Origin of the sequence: uncultured Tateyamaria sp. (genome assembly GCF_947494755.1) — a bacterium.
Classification (GTDB): Bacteria; Pseudomonadota; Alphaproteobacteria; order Rhodobacterales; family Rhodobacteraceae; genus Tateyamaria.
Genome location: NZ_CANLVZ010000021.1, coordinates 1 through 26,930, shown reverse-complemented (window position 1 = coordinate 26,930; position 26,930 = coordinate 1). Strand labels below are relative to the sequence as shown.

General features: G+C 60.0%; 3 protein-coding genes. All 3 read left to right on the top strand.

Annotation, left to right across the window (positions count from 1 at the left end):
• Positions 1-278: 278 nt before the first annotated feature.
• The 3 genes from Q0908_RS18725 to Q0908_RS18715 are packed head-to-tail and all read left to right on the top strand — an operon-like array spanning position 279 to position 26,686.
• The gene (locus Q0908_RS18725; RefSeq protein ID WP_299288283.1) at positions 279-23,627 is read left to right on the top strand and encodes a tandem-95 repeat protein; all 23,349 of its coding nucleotides are present in this window, start codon (positions 279-281) and stop codon (positions 23,625-23,627) included.
• A gap of 6 nt (positions 23,628-23,633) precedes the next feature.
• Positions 23,634-25,370 carry a type I secretion system permease/ATPase gene (locus Q0908_RS18720; RefSeq protein WP_299288280.1) on the top strand — a complete coding sequence of 579 codons (1,737 nt, stop codon included), beginning with the start codon at positions 23,634-23,636 and terminating at the stop codon, positions 25,368-25,370.
• Between the two features lie 5 nt (positions 25,371-25,375).
• Positions 25,376-26,686, top strand: coding sequence for an HlyD family type I secretion periplasmic adaptor subunit (locus tag Q0908_RS18715; protein ID WP_299288277.1), 1,311 nt, complete (start codon positions 25,376-25,378; stop codon positions 26,684-26,686).
• Positions 26,687-26,930: the final 244 nt, after the last annotated feature.

Genomic DNA, 26,930 nt, shown 5'->3' with positions numbered 1-26,930 from the left:
ATAACGCACTTAATCAAACACTCGGGCAAATCAAAAATCTGCCCGCGAATGGTGCTGTCACTCAGACAGAGGCTTTTGCAGCCGTATTGAACTTTCTGCGCGAATCGAGTGATCCAAGTGGCGCCAAAACAAATGGTTTCGTTGCGTATACATCGCGTCGCGACCCTAAACTTCTAAAAGACTACAAAGGTCAGCCATCCACATCGCAACTGGAAACAGATTTCAAAAAGCATCTGAATCTTGAAAATATTCTAGACTCTCCCGCTGGTCGCGAGGCTTTGGCGCTCAAACCCAAGATCGGAACATCCGGAAAATTCGAATTTGAAGGCACGAATATCGATAACGGCGGTATATTCTCAAAAAACTCATTGGATGATTTTACCGATTACAAGAAAACGGGCCCCGTTAGCAAAGCAGCTTCGACCAAGTTCTCAGAAGCCTATGTGGCCGAAAACAACATCAAACTTATCGAAGGTGCCGGTGGTGGAATCGAGGGCGATAACGTCGTTAAATCACTTGATTATGCGCGGGACGCGCTGAACGAGAAAGTCGGCGGGGCGAAGATATCAAGTTTTGATAAGATACCCAAACGCGTTCTGGAGCTGATCACAAATAACATTGATGAAGCCGGGAAACTTGGGGTTTTCGGTCTGGGCATTACCGTTGGAACGCTTGTTGCCCTGGGTGCAAGTGCCTCAACTGCGCAAGCTGCGCCGACCTATGATGAGACGCAACCGGTCAACGAAAACAAGGAGCTTCTTGCCGAGATCGTCGCCGGCGTCGTAAGTGGCCTGTCCGGTGCGGTCGCCGCCGCCTTGGCTGGTGTTGCGAGCTTCGGCCTGCTGACATTGCCGGCAGCGATTGCGGCAAGCATTGCGGGGGATGTTGCTGGCCGCGCGATGGCGAATGCATTTTACGCCCTATTCCCCGAAGCGGGTAACGCGGCAGCTGAGGCCCTTGCGCCTCTTTTGGCATCCGCCGCGAGCACGGCAGCTGGCCTCGCAAATGCCGCGGTCAACTTTGTGTCAGACGTCTTTGAATATACGAAAGAGAAAGCGACCGACCTTGTCGTTGGCAAAGACGGTCTTTTTGGTCTCGAAGGCCCGCTCTTTGCAGAGGGCAAGCCGCTGGCCTTCGCACGTGAGTTCCTCGAAGACAACAACTTGCTCAATGAAAAGGGCGAATGGACCTTTGATGGCTTCGATACCATCGTTGAAGGCGATGACGAGGGCAACCTTGTCGTGCACGAAGGCTGGGGCGAAGCGCGGGGCAACGGTGGTGATGACATCCTCGTTGGGTTCAAGCCGATTTACTACGAAAAAGGGGATGCCCTTTATGAGGGTGACAACAGTCCAATCGCCGAGAAAGAAGAGCGTCTTGTCCTTGATGGTGGCGCCGGTGATGACTGGGTCGTAACAATCTTCGGCGAACGCGCTGTCACCATTGGCGGCAATGGCCGTGACTGGATCTTCAATACATCGTACCGCGGTGACATCTACGGCGACACCATCGACGGCCAAAGCCCGGATGGCACTGACCTCGAAGGGTCCGAAAATTCGGACAACATCTGGTGGTACAACCAGACCACCATGTGGGACCCCAGCCCCAATGACGTTCTGAAATTCTGGGGTGTGCCGCTGGTGGGCGGCACCAACAACCTGCCGCTTGGGTTGGGGCAGGGGGGCATCCTCGATTCTGCGGGCGGTGTGACCAGTTTCGCGACCATGACCAGCCCGCTCTATTTTGACTATTTTCTTCCGTTTATCAACTACATGCAGTTCAGCGATGGCAACATGTATGTGGTCAACGCCTTCCGGAACTTCTTTGGGTCCGAGGACTTTGCGACATGGGGGGATGACGGGCCTAATCTGCGCGGCGGAATGCGCTTTGTCGACTTTGAATCTGCTGCGACAATCTGGAGCGCGGGCTTCCGCAACCTTGAAGAAGGCGAAGTGGAAGGAACAACGAGCCTCTTTGGCCTCGTGTTTGCAGGGTCCGGCTTCAACCCGGATGCGGCGGGCGACATGGGGATGTTGTTCAAGAATTCCAATCCGTTCCTCGACATCTACTCGTGGTTTCCGGGTTTTCCGGGTGGGATAAACCGCGCGCTGCCGCTGATCGAGGCTGTGCTGACCTATGCGGGGGCGGCGTCGCTTTGGGGCAAGGCGTGGGAGTGGGTTGACGGGGTTGATCCGCTGATTTTGGATCTTGACGGTGACGGGATTGAAACCATTGCGATGCAGCGCGCCAACGTCTTCTTCGACTTTGACGGCGACTTCTTTGCGGAGCGGACTGGCTGGCTTGATGGTGACGACGGCTTCCTCGTGCTGGACGAAAACGGCAACGGGCTGATCGACGACATATCCGAGATGTTCGGCGGCGTAGGCGCGTCGGGCTTCGCCGAACTCGCCGCATATGATGGCAACGAAGACGGCGTGATCACAATTGATGATGCCATCTTTGCCGAGTTGCGCATTTGGCAGGACCGCAATCAGAACGGCGTCACGGACGGGGGCGAGCTCAAGACCCTGTCCGAGCTTGGCATCGCCTCCATTGATGCGGGCGGCACCGATTTGCCCGAAGGCACCGAGACACCGCAGGGCACCGAATTGCACCGCGTGGGCGAATTCGCGTTCGAGGATGGGCGGACCTCCAAAGTCTATGATGCCGTGTTCGAACTGGACGACGTGGTCACCCAGTTCAACGGCGAAGTTGGGCAGGCAGCGTGGCTGTCGGATGATAGCGTGCTTTACGCCCGTGGCTTTGGGAACGTGATCAACCTGGACGTGGCGATGTCCAATGATTTCGCCCTCGCTGATATTGCACGCACTGCGGCAGCGGCGATGACCACACCTGATCTGGCCGAATTGCGCGCTGCCTCGGCGGATTTGTTGGGCCAATGGTCCTTTGTGCAGAATCTCACCCGCGAACTGGCACCTGTGCTGTTGGACGAGACCAACGGGCAGACCACGCTGCAAGACCGGGCCATCTATGTCGAGGATGCCACGGGCGGGTACTGGACACTGGAAAGTGGTGCGCCAGTTACGGATGTGGACGGGATCGAAATTGCGCGTCCCACGTTGCAGGACGTGATGGCTCACACGGCCCCCGCAGGGCAGGTCTGGCAGCTTGAGCAGATGTTCTCACCCTCCGACCGGGGCGAGCCGCTGCAGACGCGCGAAGCCGCACCCTATCTGGCCGAGGTCATTGAGGGGCGCGTGGTTGTGCGCGACTACGGCGCGCAGTCCGAGGATGGCACGTGGTCGCTGGCCAGCGGCGCGCCTGTCACCGATGCCGATGGCGCTGTGATCACAAACCCGACCGTGGCCGATATCGCGGCCATGGCACCGCCCGCCGGTCAGGAATGGCGGATCGAAGAAATCGGGTTCAACGCCTTGGCGGCGGTCGAAGTCGAAGCGATTGGGGTCAACTTCATCGATGGGCTTGTGGTGGATTACACCGTCGAAGTCACCGACGCCGATGGCAGTTTCTATGTCTGGGCGCGCAACCTTGATCGCGCGCTGGAATTGCAGGCCAAGATCGGAACGGCGCAGGACTTTAACCTGCGCAACTTCGAAATTGATTTCGACACGCTGGACGAGGTCGGTTCGACCGATGACAGCCAGTTCCGCGTCGAATTGCTGACGCCGGGCCAGTTTAATCTGGCCACCTCCATGTCGGGCTTTGATTTCCGCCCAGAGATGCTGTCAGCCAGCATTGCCGCCGACACAGGTGTAATTTCCTACACCATCAGCCCGGAGCGTGACACCGGCGTTGCTGGTCCCGATGGTTATGTGTCAGGCATTAACGCGATGATCGAACTGCTCGACATCGTGATGGATCAATACATCACCGCCAGCCGCGCCTTTGCAGCGCGGATCGCTTTGCAAGGCGGGCTGTCCGAGTTCGCCCAAGGCATTGAATATATCTCTGGAAACGACTCCTTTGCGCCCACGACGGATCAGGAACTCATTCCGCTGTTCGAGGCGATCTTCGAGGCGATGCCCGACACCTATGATGCGGCACGCGACTACCTCATGGACTGGAACGAAATCCTCGTCCAGATCTATCCCGATTATCGCCCGAACGGCTCGGGCAATACCGGTGGGGCCACTGTCGCCATCGATCAGAACTTCATCTTGCAGAATGTTATCCCGGTTTACGAGACAGTCTCGACACCGCTTGATCTGCGCAGCGTGATGTTTGCACTTTCGACCGATCAGTCCCGGCTGGTGGATCATGACGAGACGGCGACCGAGGTCGCAGGCACTTCGGGTGTCGACTACATCTACATGACTGCAGGCGATCAGACCTATCGCGGGGGTCGGGGCGAGGATGTGTATTTCGTCGGTGGCGACAGCGGCAATGACATCATCATCGACTATGACACCGGCGAGCGCGATGGCTTGCGCTTTACTGCGGTGCTGCCCGATCAGGTCACGGCTGTGCGCGACGGGCAGGACATGGTTCTCACGATCGAGGGGCGGACCGACGAAATCCGGATCAAGGATCAGTTCCTCGGTGAGCTGAACCCCATCCTCGATAACAAGCGGCAGGATTCCGGGGTCGATCACATCTCGTTTGCGGATGGCACACTCTGGGATCGGTTCCAGATGGCATTGGAGGTCAGCAGGCCCACGGATGCCAATGACGTGATCATCGGCTCGGGTTCGGGTGATGTGCTGCAAGGCGGACTTGGCAACGATGTCCTGCGTGGTGGCTTGGGCGGGGACTATTACTTTTTCGGGATCGGCGACGGTCAGGACGTCATCAGCGACCGGATCGATTTTGAGACCTCGATTTCCCAATTTGGGATCGGGCCGCTCAAGGGCGGGCTCGATTTCCTGTTCTTCCGCGAGGGGATCACGGAACAGCAGACCCGTTTGCAGCGCGACGGGCGATCCGACGATCTGCAGATTTTCATCCTCGATGATCAAGGAAACGAAACCGGCGACAGCCTTTATATCGAAGGACAGTTCAGTGGTATACGGGACCCCCTGAACGGGGCTTTGGGTGAGTTTGACGAGAGCCTCGATTTCGATTTCGTCTCGCCCTTCATGATTGAACGGTTTGTCTTTGATGATGGCGCCTCGCTCGACTTTGAGCAGATTATGGAGCGGGTGCTGGCCAACGCCAAAACCGACGGCGACGACGTCATCTATGGCATGCTCAACGACAACACGCTGGATGGCGGCGCGGGCGACGATTTCCTGAGCGGTGAAGGTGGGGCGGACACGTACATCTTTGGCCGTGGCTACGGCGAAGATGTCGTTCTGGATGCCGATTACAGCCTGTCGGTGATTGGCGAAAAACCGACTGACACGCTTCAGTTCCGTGATGATCTGCGTTGGAGTGATTTCGACTTTGAACGTGACGGCGCGGGCGACACCCTGACCCTTCGTGTCAGCGGCACCGGGGATGCGGTTATCATGACCGACTTCCTCTCCAGCGCGCTGTTCGTGGGCTATATCAACCGGATCGAAAATATTGCCTTTGGTGACGGCACGATCTGGTCTTGGGACAAATTGCTCCAGCACTATGTGGACATTGCGGCCACCGATGGCGATGACACGGTCTATGGCTTCTCGGTTGCTGACAGCATTGATGGCGGTGCGGGCGATGACCGTCTTGAAGGGCAGGGCGGCAATGACGTCTACGTCTGGGCGCGCGACACCGGTTCTGATACGATTTTTGATAGTGGCGGCGCGGACCGGGTCGAGTTGCGTGGACTCAACAGCGCGGATGTCACCTTTGGGCGCACCGATCTTGACCTGATCATCACCGACAACACAACCGGCAACCGGCTTGTGCTCGAAAACCAATACGTGCGGGCCTTTGTTCAGGCGTTCGCCGTCGAAGAGCTCATCTTTGATGATCGTGCCATTACCTTCACGGACCTCAACCCTGAAGACATCGACATCATCGGCACAAGTGGCGCGGACACGCTGCGCGGCTCGAATTTTGCCGAGACGATCGATGGCGGTGCGGGCGACGACCTGCTGATTGGCCGGGACGGGGGCGACACCTATAAGTTCGACGCAGGCTATGGCGCGGATGTGATTGTGGATGTGCGCGAACAGCCCTCGTGGGACGACCGCCGTTTCGTGCCCCAAATCGTCGACGATACCGTTGCATTCGGTGGCGACATCAATCGCGGCAATGTCGAATTCACCAAGGATGGCAATGACTTGGTCATCACCATCGCAGACCGACCCGACAGCTTGCGCATTCGCGACCAGTTCGCGGGCACTGTCAGCGGAGTAGAGCGGTTTACCTTCCGCAATGAGCCCGATCTGACCATTTCTGACGTCGAAGAGCTGTTGCAGATCGAAGGTGGTAACCGCGGCGACAACCTGATCGAAGGGGTGCCGGATCAACCCAACACGCTGGATGGCCGCCAAGGCGATGATACCCTGCGTGGCGGTACCGAAGGTGATAGCTATGCCTTTGGGCTCGACTATGATCTGGACCGGATCGAAGAGGTTGCAGATGCCTCTGGCGTCATCGACCGTATCGTCTTTGGCGAGGCAATTACGTCCGCGCAATTGATCCTGCGCCGGGACGGTGACGACTTACTGGTCGACTTGGGCAATGGGCGCGACGTGCTGACCATCGCGGATGGGTTGACCACGTCCACGATTGAAGAATTCAATTTTGCTGACGGCACCACGCTGACCGGTGAACAGGTCCGCGACTTGCTGTTGAGCGGCACCGACGGGGATGATCAGTTAACCGGTTTTGACGGTCGTGCAGATGTGCTCGCTGGCGGTGCCGGGTCGGATGCCCTAGCCGGCGGTACCGGCGATGACACCTACCGCTTTGGCTTTGGCGACGGGGCCGACAGTGCACGTGACACGGGCGGCATCGATCAGATCGCCTTTGGCACCGGCGTTGGACGGGGTGATGTGTCCTTTGACCAGATTGAGGAAGACCTGCTGGTCACGCTTGATGCGACCGGTGAGACCCTTGTGATCCTCAAGGGCGCATCTTCTGATGCTGCCGACTGGGTTGAGAATTTCGTGTTCGAGGATGGCACCGAGCTCTCGCTTGATGCGGTGCGCAACGAAATCCTGCAAAACCAGACCAATGGCGGAATGGATGTGCTGGACGCCACCAGCTTTGACGTCGATTTCGCGTTGATCCCGGGGGCCGGCTTCGACGCGGTGAAGATGGCAGACGACACGTCGATCAGCTTCAGTGCGGGGGACGGGGTGGACCGGATCACACCGCCCGAGACGCTCACAAGTGCCGAGATCGTCTTTGACGATCTGACATCTCAGCAAGCCGAGGTGCGCATCACCTCGCTGACTGGCGATGATCTGACCATCGGCTTCCCCGAAACCGGAGACCAGATCATTCTGGTTGGGGGCCGCGTCAGCGCGACCCTGCCGACATTGCGCTTTGCGGATGGGGTCAATTGGCAGCGCGCCGATGTCTTGGCTGCATTGATCGAGACCCAGCAAACCGAACGGGCTGATGTGGTCTTTGGGACCGCGCTCGATGATGTGATTCAGGGTGGGCAGGGCGATGACGACCTGCGCGGCGGCGCGGGCGATGACCGCTTTATCTTTGAGCGCGGCGATGGACGTGATGTGATCACGGATATCAGCGGCACTGATGTGGTCGAAATCCGCGGCTATCTGGCCAGCGAGATGACTGTCAGCCTGCCTGTGGCAAGTGCAGATACCTACGCCTTTGATCCCGCCGCCCGCAGCGAGCTGGTGCTCAGCTTTGAAGGCGGACGTGACGAGATCACGCTGCGCTTTGACGGCGATCTGAACGGTGTCGAAACTGTCGTTTTCGGTGATGGCAGCACCATCAGCCGAGCAGAGCTGATCACGCAGGCCATCGGCAAGGGTACACCGTTTGACGACGTAATGTCGGGCACGGACGAGAATGAGACCTTTGAAGGCGGCGCAGGCGACGATCTGCTGCGCGGCGATGGGGGCGATGACACCTATATCTTCCGCCGTGGCGACGGGCGCGACGTGATCAACGAGGCGGGCAGCCGCCTTGACGTCAACACGCTCGTGTTGCCCGATCACCTGCCAGGTGAAGTGCGCATCATCACCACCGATGACAACTTTACCAGCGACATCATCGTCCTGCTTGGCAATGGCGATCAGGTCACGCTCGAGAATGCGTTGTCCACCTTCTCAGCCCGTGTCACGACGATCCGATTTGCAGATGGGACCGAATGGGGCCGTAACGAGATCGATAACGCGCTGGAAAACAGCGTAGTGGACTCCGTGCCGCGCATTGTTCAGGGCACTGATGGCGATGATGTGATCGAGGCCAGCCCAGTGGCTGAAATCCTCGAAGGCGGCGACGGTTATGACGTCTACAATTATACCCGTGGCGACGGATTTGACCGGATCAATGACCTGCCTGACACGCGCGAAGGCAACAGCCTGCGCCTCAACGGCTACACGATTGATGAAGCCGAATATGCCCAACTTTCAGCGGACAAAGAGGACCTGATTGTCCGCTTTGCGGGCACCGAAGACAGCATTGTCATTGATAACGCGTTCTTCAGTACGTCATCGTCCAGCACCTTCAGCGGCGGGGTAACGACCCGGACCATCTGGCGCTCGATCAAAGAGCTGATCTTTGATGACGGCACTGTCACCATCGACACCATCGGGGAGATGCTGATCGCGGCACAAGTCAGTGACGGTGATGACCTGATCGAGATGACCGGCCTTTTTGAAACGGTTGAAGGCGGGCTTGGGAATGATGTCTTCCAAGGTGATTTCCGTGATGACACGCTGATCTTCAACCGCGGCGACGGACACGACATCATTCGCCCCTCCGACAGCTCGGGCAAGGGCACGCTGGACATTCGTGGCTACCTCGAAAGCGAAGTCACCGTGACCCGCGATGTCTATGCCGAGCGCGGTTACATCCTGACCTTTGAGGGCACGGATGACCGGATTGAGTTGCGCGGCGATGGGCGCGTCGGCGCCGGTGCCATTGATGAGGTGCTGTTCGCGGGCGGTGTCCGCTGGAGCTTCTCGCAACTTGAGGCACGTGCCGTTGTGACCAATGGCGGTGCCAACGATGGCGTTGCCACGGATGGCAACGACACGCTTGTGGGCAGCAATGACCTGTCCGAGACGTTCGAGGGCGGCCTTGGCGACGATGTGATCGAACCCGGCTATCGCTCCAGCCGCACCGACACAATCGTGTATTCGCGTGGCGATGGTGTGGACTTTGTCAGCCTTGGCGACACCTATGCGGTGCGCGTCGGCATCGAGTTTACCGACATCAACCCAAGCGATGTGCGTCTGATCCAGTCGCCCATCGCAACCCAAGGGCAGTATGATCCCGAAGACCTGATCATCGAGATCATCGGCACCACCGACCGGATTGTGGTGCAGGAGGGGACCTCGGGCCTGCGCTCCATTGATTTTGCAGATGGCACCTATTGGTCGCTTTCGCAGATTGCAGCCCAGACCGAAATTTACCCCGGCCCGGCCGGCCAGGTCGAAGTCATCAATGTCTCGCCTTATGAGGCTACGGTGGATGCGGCGGCTGGAGATCAATCATATTTTGTCGAGAATTCAGAAGGTTACACGGGTGATGTGACTTTTGAATACGCGCGCGGTGATGGACACGACAGCTTTACATCTTATAGCGATTTCTTCTTTGGGGGGAGTGACTTTGGCGGTTCGGGCAACCGGATCAAGCTGCTTGATGTCGCCTCGACCGAGGTTTCGCTGTGGTTTCTGCCACCGGCATCCGTCTTTGATGATGGCAACGATCTGATGATCGATTGGGGCGTGTCTACCGACAGCCTCCGCATCGTGGCCGCGACAAGCCCGTTCGGAGGGACCTCCTTCCGCGAGGTCGAATTCTCCGATGGGCTCATCCTCAGTCTTGATCAGCTGATTGCACAAGCTGAAGCGGCGGAGCTCGCCGACCCACGCACCTACGATGGCGCGTTCACCTTTGAGCGGGGCGTGCAGGCGGGCCGTTATGCGCCTGTGCCGACGACTGACGACAACGGTGGCGGGGGCCCTGATTTACCCATTGGCCCTGACGATCCGTTTGGTCCCGGTGGCGGTGCCGCCGATGCGGACATCACCCTTGTGGGTGTGCTCGAATCCGAACTGAGCGTCGAGCGGCGCAGTGATCGCCTTGTCCTCAACATCGCAGAGCGGGTCGCAGATCCAAGCGATGGCGGGCAGATCTGGCTGGCACCTGAAGCCGAGCTGACGGGCACAACCGTTACGCTTGATGATGGGACAGTTCTGACCAGCAGCGATCTGATTGCATTGATCCCGGTCGTGCAAGCAACCGAAGGCGACGATGTACTGCGCGCCGACAGCTTCAACCCCGGCGGGGTCACAATGGAAGGTCTGGGCGGCGATGACGTGCTTGTCTCACCGTTCGAAAACACCACCTTCGTCTATGCACGCGGCGACGGGAATGATCTGATCACGGCCGAGGCCGATCCATTCGACGTGGAAAACCGACTTGAACTCAGTGGGATTGCTCCGGATGCATTCTCCCTCGTGGTGCAAGGACCTGACCTGCTGATCCGCATTGATGAAAGCGCGCCCGGTGCCGGGGACGGCTCCTTCATCCGCTTCGTCAACGGTTACACCATCGAGAATATCTTTGATGTCGAAAGCCCAACGCTTGAAAGGGCGCGACTGGGCGAGATCACCTTTGACGATGGCACGATCTGGGATGCAGCGACCATCGAAGGCATCCTGTCGCCCGATCCGTCCTCGGATGGCAACGACATCATCGAAGATGCCAAGGGTCCTGGCACTTATGAACTGGGTCGTGGGGACGATGTGGTCATCACCGATGGCTACAACGACACCTATATCTACAACAATGGTGACGGCAATGACGTCATCGACGACAGCGGCAGCCGTTTCAATAGTGGCAATGACGTGCTGCAATTGCCCGACTTCAATACAGCCGACGTGCGCTTTGTACGGGATGCAGACGATCTGCTGGTGGTGATTGATGCAAATGTCGATGCGGGGATCGAGGCCGGCAGCCTGCGTATGTCTGATGCCTATCGCAGCGACGCGGATCAGAACAATCTGATCGACCGGATCGTGTTTCAGGATGGCTCAGAGCTGGCGATTGGGGATGTCTTGCAGAGCGTCATCGACGCCTCGATCACCGCGGGCAATGATCTGACGGTCGGCACCGACTTTGACGACCAGCTCGCGGCGAGCGCTGGCGATGATGTGCTGGAGGGCGGCGCTGGCGACGACAGCTATTTCTGGACGCATGGGGATGGTGACGACATCATCCTCGAAAGCGGGATTGGCAACGCGAGCGACCTTGATCAGCTGACACTTGTCGGGGTGGACGCGGCCAATGTCAGTTATGAACTGATCAGCGAAGGGCTGATGCTGCGCATCGCTGAAAGCGCACCCGGTGCCGCTGATGGCGGCTCCGTCCTGATCCAGGGCATGTTCGTCGAAGCAGACACCCCATACAATGGCCTCACACCCGGTGGCGGGATCGAAGCGCTTCAGATCGGGGACGACGCAGTGCTTGATCTGGGCGCATTGCGCACCCAGATCCTCGCGACTCTTGCGAGCCCATTTGATGACAAGCTGACCGGCAGCGCTGGCGCTGACACCATCGAAGGCGGGGCGGGCGATGACATCCTGAGCGGACTTGGCGGTGACGACGTCTATATCTGGTCACGTGGAGATGGCGCGGACCGCATCCTGGAAAACTCCACCACCGGCAGCCGAGATGACCGGCTTGAACTGCGTGGTGTCGACCCAGGCGAAGTGACGCTCAAGGGCGGCTTTGAGTCCGATCTTGAAATCATCATCGCAGACTCGAGCCCCGGTGCGGGCGATGGCGGACGGATCACTGCACGCTCGTCCATCACAACCTTCACAGGGCGCGGGATCGAGAGCATCGCCTTCGACGATGGGACCGTCTGGACCCGGACGGAATTTGCAGACCTCGCAGCGTCGAATACGGCAACACCAGGCAATGACCGCATCACCGGCACATCCGGGGCCGATACGCTGGATGGGCTTGGCGGCGATGACCGCCTGATCGGGGGCGATGGCGCTGATCTGTATCTCTACACCCGCGGGGGTGGCGCGGATATTATCGACGATCGCCTGGGGGTCGCCAACAGCCTCCAGATCGCAGGATATGCCGCCGAGGACGTCACCTTTACCCGGCGCGGGATTGATGGGCCGGACCTGATCATCCGCCTGACGGATTTGGGTGACGAGATCACCATTGTCGACGGGCTTGTGGACGGCGCGACCGCAATCACCAGCATCACGCTCAGCGATGATGGCACCACATTTGATCTGTCCCAGATCGAAGAGGCGCTGGTGCAGGCGCAATCCAGCGACGAGGCTGACGTAATTGTGGGCACCGTTGCCGCAGACGTACTTGCGGGCGGTACGGGCACTGACCTTCTGGCCGGGGGCGCGGGGGACGACAACTATATCTTTGCCAAAGGTGATGGCGACGACCGGATTAGCGATGACGGGAACGACACAGGCGACGTGTTGCGCCTCGATGGGCTGACCCCTGATGATCTCGCCTTTGCGCTGCGCGCCGGGGCGGACAGCCTCGATCTGGCGCTGGTCTTTGTGGATGGGCGCGACCGCATCATCCTGGAAGGGGCACTGGCCACGGGTGTGGACGGGGTTGACCGGATCATCTTTGCCGATGGCACCGAATGGGATCGCACCGAAATGCGCGCGCAGGCATTGGGCTTTGCGGAAACCGCACGCTCGGAATCCGTGCACGGCTTTGATGGTGATGACGTCTTCCACGGCAGTGCCGGGGCGGACGTCATGCTTGGGGGCGTTGGGGCCGACACCTACATCATGGCGCGGGGCAACGGACATGACGAAATCCGCGAATTGGGCGGCGAGGGCCTTTTCCTTGACCGGGTCGAATTCCCCGACTTCGTCTCAAGTGAAGTGTCGGTCACCCGCCTGTTCAAAGGCAGTGACACGATCAAGCTGAGCTTTACCTCGGCCCCCGAGGACAGTCTGACAATCGTGGATGCGCTTGCAGGCAACCGTGCCGGCATCGAGCAATTCGCTTTCTCCGATGGGGTCACATGGACCATCGCCACGTTGGAAGAACTGCTAGCCAACAACGCACCTGTGGCTGTGGCCGATGGGTATTTCACCGTGACCGAAGGCGAGGCGGTGACGATTGCGGCCTCCACCCTGCTGCGCAATGACTTTGATGCGGATGGGGATGATCTGTCGATCATTGCAGTCGATGGCGGCCCCAACGGCATGGCTGAACTGGATCAGAACGGCGACGTGGTCTTTACCCCTGCCACGGAATTCTTTGGCCCCACGCAACTGACCTACACCCTGTCAGATGGGCGCAACGGGCTGACCACCACCACGGTTGATCTGCGGGTACGCCCCATTGCAGAGGCGCGCGACGATACCGGCTTTGTCATGGACGAAGACGGGTTCCTTACCATCGAAGCCGAGCGCTTGTTGTCCAATGATATCGACGGCGACCGGTTGTTGATTGCTCAGGTATTTAACGCCGAAAATGGCTCTGTCAGCCTGAGCAGTGTTGGCGAAGTCACATTCACGCCGGATCAGAACTTTGTCGGGACCGGGAGCTTTACCTACCTTGCCAACACGCCGGAAGGTGGCAGCGCGGAGGCGCGGGTCAGCATCGTCGTGCAAGGGGTCAATGACGCACCGGACGCGCGCAATGATGTCGGGTTTGTCACGGACGAGGACAACGCTTTCCTGATTGCAACCTCGGTCCTGCTTGGCAATGACCGCGATGTCGACGGTGATACCTTCGCGATTACCTCTGTGATCAGCAACGAGAACGTCACTGCGGAACTGACAGATGACGGGTTCATCGTGGTTACACCGCGCCCCTTCTTCTTTGGTGAGGCCTATTTTGACTACGTGATCGCCGACCCCGACGGGTTGACTGACACGGCGCGCGTCGAGATTGAAGTCACCCCTGTGAACGACGCGCCGATCCCGGGCGAGGATGTCTATTCGCTGCTGGAAGACACACCCTTCATCGTCAACATCACCGATCTGTTGGCCAATGACTTTGACCCTGATGGCGACACGCTGAGCCTCGTACAACTGCGTGCCTCCAGCTTCTTTGGCGATGCCTTTGGCGGCACCGCTGAGCGGCTCGACAATGACACCATCCTGTTCACGCCCTGGGCTGATTTCGACGGCACCGCCTTTTTTGGCTATGTGGTGGATGACGGGCAGGGGGCTAATGCGATTGGCCGCGTGACCATCAACATGGAGCCTGTGAACGACCGGCCAATCACCGGCAACGATGATGTGCGCGACACTGCCTTCAGCACATTGCTGCGGGGCACGGAAGACGTGCCGCTTGAAATTCCGATCAGTGCGCTGATGCAGAACGATGCCGATGTCGAAGGGCTCGCGCTGACCTTTGACAATGTGTCGGATGCTGCGGACGGGGTGGTCACGATCACCGACTATGGCACGGTGATTTTCACTCCGGATGCGGATTTCTGGGGGCTGACCACCTTCAACTATATCGTCTCTGACCCCGAAGGGGCCGTGGCCGATGCAACGGTTACCCTGTTCTTTGACAATGTGGGGGACGCCCCGCCTGTGGTCGTCAACGACAGCGTGTCTGTGTTCGAGGACGTGGTCACCATCATCCCTCAAGAGGTGCTTCTGTCCAACGACTCCGACATCGATCGGGACACGCTTGAAATCACCGGCTTCCGTCTGCCGGGCCGCTTTGACTTCCCGGCTGATAGGCTTGAAGGCACGATTGAGCGCAACGCGGCGGGCGATTTCGTCTTTACACCAGATCTCAATGTCACCGATGTGTCCGGCTTCTTCTATACGGTGTCGGATGGTGCGGATGGCAGCACGGAGGGCTTTGTAAATATCGAGATCATTCCCCAGAATGATCAACCCACGGCAGTGACCGATACGGTCGCCAGCACGCAGCTGAACGTACCCCTTGTAGTGCGGATCGCCGAGATCATGGCCAACGATTTTGATGTGGACGAGGAAGCAGTGAGCTTTGTCGGGGTGGACAGCGCCAGCGTCGGCACGGCCACGGTCGAAGGCGACTTTATCGTCCTGCGCGTGCCCGAAGGGTTCAGCGGGCCGATTGCGCTGACCTACCGGATCACCGATGCGGCGGGGTTCGAGGACACTGCCCTGATCACCGCCGTGGTCACGGACAGCTACGACCTGACGCTGACTGGCACACCGCAGGATGATCTGCTGATCGGCAATGATCTGGGCGAGACGATCATAGGACTCGCCGGTGACGATCGGATCGAGGCCAATGACGGTGCCGATCTGATCGACGCAGGCACCGGTGCGGATACGATCCTGGCTGGCGCGGGCGATGATCTGATTGCAGGCGGCGATGATGGCGACAGCATTGACGGCGGAGAAGGCATCGACACCCTCACATTCGAGGCTTCCGATGTGGGCGTGCGCGCAGACCTGTCTACCCGTGTGGGCCAAGGAGGCCATGCGCAGGGCGACATCTACACCAATCTTGAGGCCCTGATTGGGTCCGAGTGGAACGATACCCTTGGCGGGGACAGCGCCGACAACCTGCTTGAAGGCCGCGGCGGACGCGACCTGCTTGAGGGGCGTGACGGAGCGGACACCGTGCGCGGTGGCGCGGGCGATGACGTTCTGGTCGGTGGCGCAGGTGGCGACGATCTGGACGGTGGCGTGGGCCGCGATGCTGCGGATTATCGGTCCTCCGAGGCTGCGGTGACGGTCTCGCTGGCTAACAACACAGCCAGTGGCGGCGACGCGGCGGGCGATACGCTGACCTCGATTGAAGACCTCGCCGGATCCGACTTTGACGACGCGCTGACCGGCGATGATGCCGGCAACATACTGTCAGGCGGGCGCGGTGCGGACACGCTGGATGGCGGCGCGGGCGATGACATCCTGTCGGGCGGGCGCGGCGCGGATGTGCTGCGCGGTGGTGCTGGCATCGACACGGCGGACTACACCCTGTCGGTGGACGGTGTGCAGGTCGACATGGCCGATGGCAGTGCCGGGGGCGGGGACGCCACGGGTGATGTGTTTGACAGCATCGAGATCGTCCAGGGCTCGTTCCACGATGACACGATTTCCGGCAACGACGATGACAACATCCTGCGCGGTGGACGCGGGGCCGATATCATGGACGGGCGCGACGGCTTTGACACCGCTGATTACAGTACCGCCGATGAAGGGATCGCAGTTGATCTGAGCACAGGTCTGGGCACCGCAGGCGAAGCCCTTGGTGACACGCTCAGCAACATCGAAGCGGTCACCGGGTCCGTCAACAATGACACAATCACCGGTGGCGCAGGCGATGATCTGATCAACGGGAACTGGGGCGATGACCGGATGGCAGGGGCCGCTGGTTCGGACGGATATGTCTTTGGTTATGACAGCGGCACGGACCTCGTGATCGAGGCCGGTGATGCGGGCGATATCGACCGCGTTGTGCTGATGGATGACATCCTGCCCAAGGACCTGTCGGTCATCCGCGAGGGCGACGACCTGCTGCTGGAACTGGAACGCGACGAAGGCTTCCTGATCGACACACTCAGGGTGCGAGATCACTTCCTCGGCACAGAGACGGGTATCGAAGAGGTAGTCTTTGCCGACGGCACCGTTTGGGATCGTGACCAGATCGACGCATTGCAACGTCTGGGCCGGTTCAATGCGGCTGACGATGTCTATCGTCTCGCGATTGAGGACGAACAGGAGGTGATCGACCCGGCCTTCCTGATCCAGAACGACGTGAGCGGGGGTACGGACGGGATTGCGCTGATCTCGGTGCAGAATGCGGTAAATGGCGTGGTCGAAATCCTGCCAGATGGGCAAATCGGCTTTGTCGGCGATGCGGATTTCTTTGGCGATGCGTTCTTTGACTACACCCTGCGAGACCAGTTCGGACGCGAAAGCACGGCGCGCGTCGAGGTCAACGTGGCCCCGGTCAATGACGCACCCGAAGGGGTGAATGACGGCGTGTTTGCCGGGGTTGAAGACACGATCCTGCGCATCCGGATTTCGGACCTGCTGGCCAATGATATGGACATCGAGGGGGATGCGCTGACCCTTGACGACATGACACCGCTGTTGGACCTCGACGGACAGGAAATTGACCCATCACCGGCCTTACCTAATGATTTCCCGTTCAATTTCAGCCTGACCAACGCCATTGGCTGGATCAATGGCGACGTGATCGAGATCAAGCCCGATGACGACCATTTCGGGCCCGCGGGTCTGATCTATACCCTGTCGGACGAAGATGGGCTGACATCGACCGCCGAAGTCTCGCTGTTCTTCGCTGCCGTTAACGACGCACCCCGCAGTGGGCTGGATGGCGAAACGATCCGGCTTGAGCGGACCGCAGAGCTGTCGGTTGACGACCTGATGCGCAACGACCTTGACATCGAAGGGGACGCATTCTCCATCACCGATGTGAGCGACGCGTTCGGCGGCACGCTTGAATACAATGCGGCAACCGGCACGATCCTGTTCACACCCGATGCACTTGGCACGGCTGGCTTCACCTATGAGCTGACGGACGCCCGTGGAGCCGTGGCGACCATCCCGGTCGAGTTGACGGTGATCCCGCTTAACGACGCGCCGGATGCGCGCGACGATGGAGGCTTTGTCACGCTTGAAGATCAGGTATTGCTGATTGATCCGGCGGACTTGCTGGCCAATGACACCGACGATACCGACCCGCTTGACGAGGTGCTGTTCATTTCGGGCCTTGATCGCTTTGCCGAAAATGGCCGGGTTGCATTTACCGTTGATGGCTTGATCCAGTTCACTCCGCGCAGCGACTACAACGGCGAGGCGGGTTTCCTCTATCAGGTTGCAGACGGCAATGGCGGCTTTGATGAGGGCTATGTGTCGATCACGATCCTGCCCTCTAACCGCGCACCTGTTTTGCGCGATGACGTCGCCCAAGGCGACGAGGACACGGTCATCACCGTCATACCCGGCGAAGTCTTCGGCAACGATCTGGACCCCGAAGGCGACGTGATTTTCTTTGAAAGCCTCGATGTTCTGGGCGCGCTCACCGAAGACTTCAGCCAGCGCGACGCCTTTGCGGCAGACTTTGGCTTTGACATGGACGCCTTGACTGACACCGCGGTGCTGACGGTCACGCTCGATGATGGCACCGACCTGCCTGACGGGCTGACTGTGGATCCGGACACCCTGATCCTGTCCGGCACCCGGACCGATGGCCTGACCGAGGCGTTCACCGTCACGGGCACCTATACCGACGGCAATACAAGCCACAGCTGGTCCCTGGACGTGCCGACGGATGCAGATCTTGCCGCTGGCGTCTCGCTGACGCCGGAACTGGCGCTGTTCGATATCTCGGCAGGGACCTTCAGCGTTCAGACTGCTGCGGGCCGCCGCCTGCCGTCCTGGCTTGAATTTGATCCCGAGACCCTGACGCTGACGCAAACCGACCCGGTTGGCGCAGATGATACCGACCTCGTGCGCCTGCAACTGCGCTTTGATGCGCTTGAAGAGGCCGAGACCGAAACGCAGGTCAACTTTGGCCGAGACGGGTTCGCCATCGAGGTGGTGATTGATCCGCAGGCACCGGACCTTGCATCGCTCAACGCGCTTTTTGCCAATGATCCGTTCTTTGCAGCCCAAGGGCTTTATGCCGTGCCGGTGGGCGGGGGGCAGACCCTCACAGCTGAGATGGAAACGGGGGCCGATCTGGTTGAGTGGCTGAGCTTTGATGCAGCTGCGCTCAGCTTTGAAGGCACACCGCCACCTGTCTTCGTCGGCACACCCGGGGTGCGCATTGATGCCACCGGAGGCCCGCGCGACTTTGCGATTGTGACCGAACTGCCGATTGATGACGTGGTGACCTTTGCGACGCTGGACGGTGTGCTGACCAACTTGTTTGATGACCGGTTCCTGCTTGGCACACCAGAAGATTTCACCGGTCAGATCGCCCTGCGCTACAGTGCGGCGGACGAAAAGGGCGGCGTATCGGCAGAGGACGCGATCATCGTGGTCAACGTCTTTGACCAGCCCGAAACACCCGACGCGGGCGATGATATCATCGCGGCGACCGAGGATGTGGCCCAGACCTTTGCGTTGGTTGATCTGCTGGCTAATGACGTGGATGATGATGGCGACCCGATCCGGGTGATCGACATCGCGCAACCCCAGAACGGCACGCTCAGTATCGCGCTGGCAAGCCTGACACTGGCGGTTCCGACGGGCTTGCCCGTCCTTTCAGGAGGCGTTTATGCGGCGACCCTTGCGGACGGGTCGGACCTGCCTGCGTGGCTGAGCATCAATACGGCGACGGGTGATCTGAGCGGCGACGTGCCTCTGGACGCCACTGGCGTTCTTGATCTGATCGTGACGGTCACCGACGGTGTTGAGAGTTTTGCCGAACCGCTCAGCACGGTGCTGGATGGCAATGACGGGGTCATGCTGACCTATACGCCGTATGCGGGCTATAACGGCATCGATACGCTGGTCTATACGATCACGGACGACCAGCAGGGCACCGGCCAAGGTCGCGTGACCTTTGAAATCGCCGCCGTGAACGATCCGCCCGAAGCGGTCACGGACATGTTCGACGCGTTCGAGGATGAAACGCTGGTCTTGAGTGTTGCGGACCTGCTCGCCAATGACACGGATGTGGACGGTGATGCGCTGACGCTCGTGTCGGTGGATGATGCGATCAACGGCACGGTTGTGCTGGACGGCGGCGAGGTGCGCTTTACCCCCGATCCGAACTATGCCGGACCGGCCAGCTTTACTTACCTGATCAATGACGGGACGGGCGAAAGCGCGACGGGTACGGTCACGCTCAATGTGATCTCGACCAATGTAGCCCCTGTTGCAGCCACCGACACCTTCGATGCGCTCGAAGACACGCCGTTGACCATCTCGATTGCGGACCTTCTGGCAAATGACTTCGACCCGGATGGGGACGCGTTCAGCTTTGTGTCGGCCTTTGCGACCGCACAAGAGGGCGAAATTTTCCTCCTGCCGGGAGGTGAATTGCAATTCATTTCGCGCGAGAACCTCAATGGACCGGTCACGCTTGACTACACCATCTCGGATGGGCGTCTGACGGATCGCGGGTCGATTGTCGTCAACATCGCCGCGGTTAATGACGCCCCGATCCTGAACCCCGATGCGGCGATCCTCGGCACAGAAGATACGGCGCTCAGCATCACCATGGCCGATCTTCTGGCCAATGATGTGGATGTCGAGGGTGACAGTTTCAGCGTCGTCTCGATTGCCTCTGTGGACAACGGCACTGCCACCCTTAACGGCGGGGTGGTCACTTTCACGCCGCGCGCCGACTACTTTGGTGACGCGGGCTTTGAATATGTGGTCGAGGATTCACGCGGAGCCCAATCCACCGGTTACGCCTTGATCACGCTCAACCCGGAAAACGATCTGCCCTTCGCGATCACTGACAACCTTAGCACCAACGAGGACACCCCACTCGAAATCGACCCTGCGCTGCTTGTGGCCAACGACATTGATCCTGACGGCGACACGCTGAGCGTGCTGTCCATATTCCAGACGTTCGCCCCTGGACCCTTCGGCCCATTTGCCGAAGTGCCGCTCGAACAGCTTGAGAACGGCAACTATCTGTTCACGCCGGACCTGAACGATTTTGGCGAAACGGTCCTGCAATACCGGATTATTGATGCAGGGGATCAGCCTGTGACCGGTACCATCGTGATCGATATGATCCCGGTGCCAGACGATCCGATTGCGCGCGATGATGCGTTTGACGGGGTCGAGGACACGCCGCTGTCGCTGCTGATCGGTGACCTGCTGGCCAATGACGACGATCCAGACTTTACTGGGCTGACGCTGACGGGCGTGTCGAACGAAAACGGGATCAGCGTCGTCAATGATGGTCAGGGTCGCCTGCTGATCACGCCGGATGCAAACCGCAACGGCCCGACCAGCTTTGAATACACCATCGTCGATGGGGACGGGGTCGAGGCGCGGGCCGAAGTCACGATCACCTTCGCCGCCGTGAACGATGCGCCAGACATTGCGCCGATTGCGCTGACGGGCACCGAAGACACCGCCTTTGCCGCCACACTTGACCCAAGCCTGTTCACGGATGTGGACGGGGATGCAGTGTCGGTTGATGTGCGCGGCGTGAATGGAGCGGCATTGCCTGCATGGCTCGATTTTGATCTGCTTACGCTGACCCTGTCGGGCACCCCGCCTGCGAACTTCAACGGCGACGTGCTGCTGGATGTGGCGGCCTTTGATGGCAAGGTCGAAACGGTGCAGACCGTCACGCTCACGATTGCACCCGTGAACGACGCGCCCACCATCGCTGCGACCATGCTGGAGGGGGTCGAGGACACGGTCCTTGATCTGGTGCTTGATGCGGCACTGTTTGCGGATGTGGACGGCGACGCGCTGAGCATCGACGTGCAAGGGCCCGCAGGGGCTGCGCGGCCGGACTGGATCGCCTTTGATCCCGACACCTTGCGCCTGACGGGCACCCCGCCCGCTGATTTCAATGGCGAGATTGCCCTCGAACTCAGCGCCTTTGACGGGACTGTGACGGTCGTGCGCCCCGTGACGTTGACCCTCGTGGCGGTCAACGATGCGCCCGAGGCAGGTGATGATTCCCATGATGCGGGTATGGACCTTGTGTTCACGCTCAGGGCTGCGGATTTGCTGGCCAATGATATGGACGTCGAGGGCGACACGCTGTCGATCATCAATGTCACCGGCGCACAGGGCGTGCAGGCGGCCTTGGACGACGCAGGCGACATCGTGATCTCGCGCGACCGAGCCCTTGAGGGCGAAGTGACCCTGACCTACACGGTCAGTGACGGCGCGCTGAGCGACACGGCCGCCATTGTCCTCAACCTGACAGCTGCAAACCGCGCACCCCAGATTGCGCCAATTTCGGCGTTGCAAGGCATCGAGGACACGGCCCTTGATGTGGCTTTTGGCGCGGATGTGGCGACGGATCCAGATGGCGATGCGCTGATCCTGTCAGTGACGCGCGCCAGCGGCACCGCCCTGCCGAACTGGCTGCAATTTGACGCAACCGAGCGACGTCTCACCGGCCAACCGCCTGCCGACTTCTTTGGCACGCTGGCCTTGCAACTTGTGGCCACGGACGGTGCTCTCAGTACGACCCGCGACTTTGAACTGGTGATTGATCCGGTCAACGACGCACCGATCCTGCAAGCGCCGCTGTCGGATCGCACGGTGCAAGAGGACACGCCGTTCAGCGTCACGCTTCAGCAGAATATCTATGCGGATGTCGATGGGGACACGCTCAGCTTTGCCTTGGTCAATGCCGATGGCAGCGCGTTGCCGGATTGGATCAGCTTTGATGCGGACACGCTAACGCTGACCGGACAGGCCCCGGCAGATTTTGCGGGCACTTACGGTCTGCGCCTGTTGATCAGCGACGGTCAGATCGAGATTTCGGATGACTTCGATCTCGTGGTGCTGGGCAGCAACGACGCCCCTGTGATCACGACACCGCTGGCCGATATCGACACGGACGATGCAGGCGCACCGCTTGTGACGGGCACACCGTTCGAGGTGAGCATTGATCTGAGCGGCTTCGAAGACCCGGACGGGGACGACCTGACATTTGCGGTACGGCTGGCTGACGGATCGGACCTGCCTGCCTGGTTGCAGGTGAGCCAGGCGGGCCTGACAGGTACAGCCCCTGCGGATGCGGCGGGCACCTTGTCCATCGCGGTGCAAGCCACCGACGGGACATTCAGTGTTGAAGACAGCTTTGATCTGACCTTTGCGCCCGGTGCGAATGTCGGCCCTGTGGCCAATGACGACAGCTTCACCACTGCGGTTCAGGACACGCTGCGCATTGATGCAGCGGCCTTGCTGGCCAATGACACGGATGGGGACGGCGACGCGCTGACGGTCATTGACGTGGCGTATACCGGACCCGGTACAGTGGGTCTCGAAAACGGGGTTGTCAGCTATCTGGCGGGCTTTGATTTCGAGGGCACCGACCAGTTCACCTACACGGTCAGTGACGGGACAAACACCGATACGGCCACCGTGAGCATCGAGGTCAGCAATGACTTTGACGATGCTCAGGATGGTGGGCAGGGCACGGACCTGCTGTTTGGCGGGCGCGGCGATGACCTGCTGTCAGGCGGCAGCGGTGGCGACCTGCTGTTCGGCGGTCGGGGCGATGACTTTGTCTCGGGCGGGAGCGGGCGTGATGTTCTTTTTGGGGGCAGCGGCGCGGACACTATCGACGGCGGCCAGGACCGCGACACGATCTTTGGCGGGTCGGGCGATGACGTGATCCGGGGCGGGGCAGGGCGTGATGCGCTGTTCGGCGGGCGCGGGTCGGACCGGTTCGAGTTTGGAACCGGCGATGGACGCGACACGATCTACGACTTCGAGGTCTCGCGCGCTACGCGCCGGTCCTTTATCGAAGGGGACGAGATCGCGTTGCGGGTCGAGGGGATCGAGAGCTTTGACGATCTGCTTGGCTCGGCGCGTGAAACCGGCGGCGGGGTCCTGTTTGACTTTGGCGACGGGGATCAATTGTTTCTTGCGGGCACACAACTGGCAGCACTGGATGATGACCAGTTCTCGTTCTACTAGCACATCATGAGCGATCAACGGCTGAACCCACATCTCGACACCCCCTATCGCAACGCCTGGCGGCGCTTGCGCGGCACGATGGTGACCGTGGCGCTGTTCAGCGCTTGCGTGAACATTCTGATGCTGACAGGACCGATGTTCATGTTGCAGGTCTATGACCGGGTGTTGTCGAGCGGGTCTGTGGCCACGTTGCAGGGCCTGTTCCTGATCGTGGTCGTGCTGTTCATGTTCCTCGGGCTTTACGACTTCCTGCGCACGCGGGCCTTGTCGCGGGCGGCCCTCCGGCTTGATCAGGAGGTGGGGCAGGACACGCATGACCTCTGGGTCCGTTCGGCCCTGTTGCCCGGTGGTGAGACCAGTCGTCCGCTGAATGATCTGGCCGTGGTGCGGGGGTTCCTGCCAAGCCCCGCGATGCTGGGGCTGTTCGACACGCCTTGGATCCCGTTTTACCTTGGCGTCGTGTTTTTGATCCACCCTTGGCTGGGGATGCTGGCCATTGCAGGGGTGGGGGTGGTCACTGTTGTTGCCCTGCTCAACCAGCTCACCACCAAAGATTACCACGCGCAGGCCATGCGCATGGACGGGGCTGAAAGCCATTTTGTCGACCAAAGCCGTCGCAACGCCGAGGCCATCGTGCCCCTTGGCATGGCTGGGCGCATCACGGGCCGCTGGAGCGATATGCACCGCGAAGGCCTTGCGGTTGGCCAAACGGGCAGTGACCGGGCCGAAGGCTACGCGGCCTTTTCCAAATCCTTCCGCCTGCTCTTGCAATCGGCCCTTCTGGGGCTTGGCGGTTATCTGGCGCTGCAACAGGAGATTTCCGCGGGGATGATCGTCGCGGCGTCGATCATTGCAGGCCGGGCACTTGCGCCGGTCGATGCGGTTATCGGGCAGTGGCGCTCGATCGTGCGGATGCGCGAGGCGCACAAGCGGCTAAAGGCGCTGTTTGACGGACAGGCGGCAAAGCGACCGACCGTCGATCTGCCCCCGCCCGAGGGGCATTTGCATGTGTCGGGTGTCACGAAATTCGCGCCCATGGCCGAGCGTGGCGAGCGGCCCCCCATTCTGGACGAGGTGTCCTTCTACCTCGCGCCCGGTGATGCGGTTGGGGTGATCGGGCCAAGCGCCTCGGGCAAATCCACCTTGGCGCGCATCCTTGTGGGCGCGTGGGCACCTGATGTTGGCACGGTGCGGCTCGACGGGGCCACGCTGGATCAGTGGGCTGAAACGGCCCTTGGCAAACATATCGGCTATTTGCCCCAGAACCTCGAACTGCTGGCGGGCACTATTCGAGACAATATCGCTCGTTTCGATCCGCAAGCCGACGATGGCGCGGTGATCGAGGCGGCCAAGATCGCAGGCGTGCACGACATGGTGCTGCAATTGCCGGACGGGTATGCAACCCGGTTATCGTACGAAAACCCACCGCTATCGGGTGGTCAATTGCAGCGTATCGGGTTGGCGCGGGCCATCTTTGGCATGCCGCGCTATGTGGTACTGGACGAGCCGAACTCGAACCTTGATGCGAGCGGGGATGATGCGCTGTCCCAAGCCATCGTGACGCTGCGCGAGGCCGGATCGACCGTGATCGTGATGGCGCACCGTCCAAGTGCCATCCACGCGGTCAACAAAGTGCTGGTGCTGCATGCGGGTCGGGTTGCGGAATTCGGGGAAAAGGACAAAATCCTGCAAACGGCGACCCGCCGACGGACACCGGGCGACGCCCCGAAACAGGAAAGCTGAGCCACATGCCCGAACTTCAAGCCCCATTCACCTTGCGCACCAGCGGGCGGGCCACAGCCCTGTTCGGGTTGGCCGCTTTCGCAGGACTGCTGGGGGTCGCAGGATTTTGGGCAGGCACGACCGAGATCAGCGGCGCCGTCATCGGCAGCGGGCAAGTCGAAGTCGTGGGCAAGCCGAAATCGGTGCAACATCTGGATGGCGGTCTGATCGACACGATTTACGTGGCAGATGGAGACACCGTGCAACAGGGTGACGTGCTGCTGACGCTCGATGACACGTTGCTGCGCGCCAATATCGAGATCTACAAGACCCGTTTGTCCGAAGGGATCGCGCAGCGCGACCGCCTGATTGCGGAACAGGCCGGGGCGCAGCGGATCAGTTTCGAAACGCCGGATCCGATGATCGATGGCATAGACTTTGACGTGCATCGCATCGGGCAGGAACAGGTCTTTGACGCCCGGTTGATGCTGGAGATAGGGCGCAAGGAGCAGTTGCGCGAAAAGGTGCGGCAATTTGAAAACCAGATCGCCGGAGTGCGTGCACTGATCGAGGCCAAGGACCAGCAACTCGCACTGGTTGAGGACGAACTGAGCGTGGTCCAGACGCTGATGGACAAGGGCCTTGCGCGGGCCGGGCAACTGCTGGCTTTGCAACGCAACAAGGCCGACTTGCTGGGCCAAGTGGCTGAACACCGGTCTGAACTGGCGCGTATCCAGAACTCGATCCGCGACACCGAGCTTGAGATGTTGCAGGGCGAACGTCGCTCAAAGGAAGAGGTCGTGACCGAATTGCGCGATGTCAAAACCTCGATTCAAGAGCTGCGCCAGCAGATCACGTCGACCCAGAAACAGCTGGACCGTATTCGCATCATCGCACCCAATTCGGGCCGTATCCACGAAATGCAGGTGACGACCATCGGTGGCGTGGTCCCACCCGGCGGCACAATCCTGCAGATCATCCCCTCTGATCTCGGCCTCACCTTCCGAGCCCGCATCGCGCCGGTCTCCATCGATCAGGTGTTCGTTGGTCAAGAGGCCACTTTGCGCTTTCCCGCCTTCAATCAGCGCACAACGCCCGAACTCTATGGGCAGGTCAGCAACGTGGCCGCCAATACGTCGGTCGATGAGGTCACCGGCGCAAGTTATTATCAGGTGACCCTTGCGCTCGACTCCGCCCAGATCGCCCGGCTTGGTGATGTCGCGCTGGTGCCTGGCATGCCGATCGAGGCATTCATCAAAACAGATGACCGCACCGTGGTGAGTTACCTCACCAAACCTCTGACAGAACAGTTGAATCAGGCATTCCGCGAGGAATAGGGGCTCCATACTGGTTGGGGGCCTGACTTCAATTTATTATGTACAAATTGACCCAGCCTCCTGGAATCAGGCCCCTGCGGTTGAGCTGCTCCCTTGAGCGTCTGTGTCTATAGACCAGCGCAGTTGAAGGTTTGGCACTTGTTTGGTCGCCATCAGTGTCTTGGCGTAATGACCTGCTCCCCTGAAAAGTCCGGCATTTAGAGTTAGCCTGTTCTCCAACTGAGGAGACAGACGATGAAGAGAA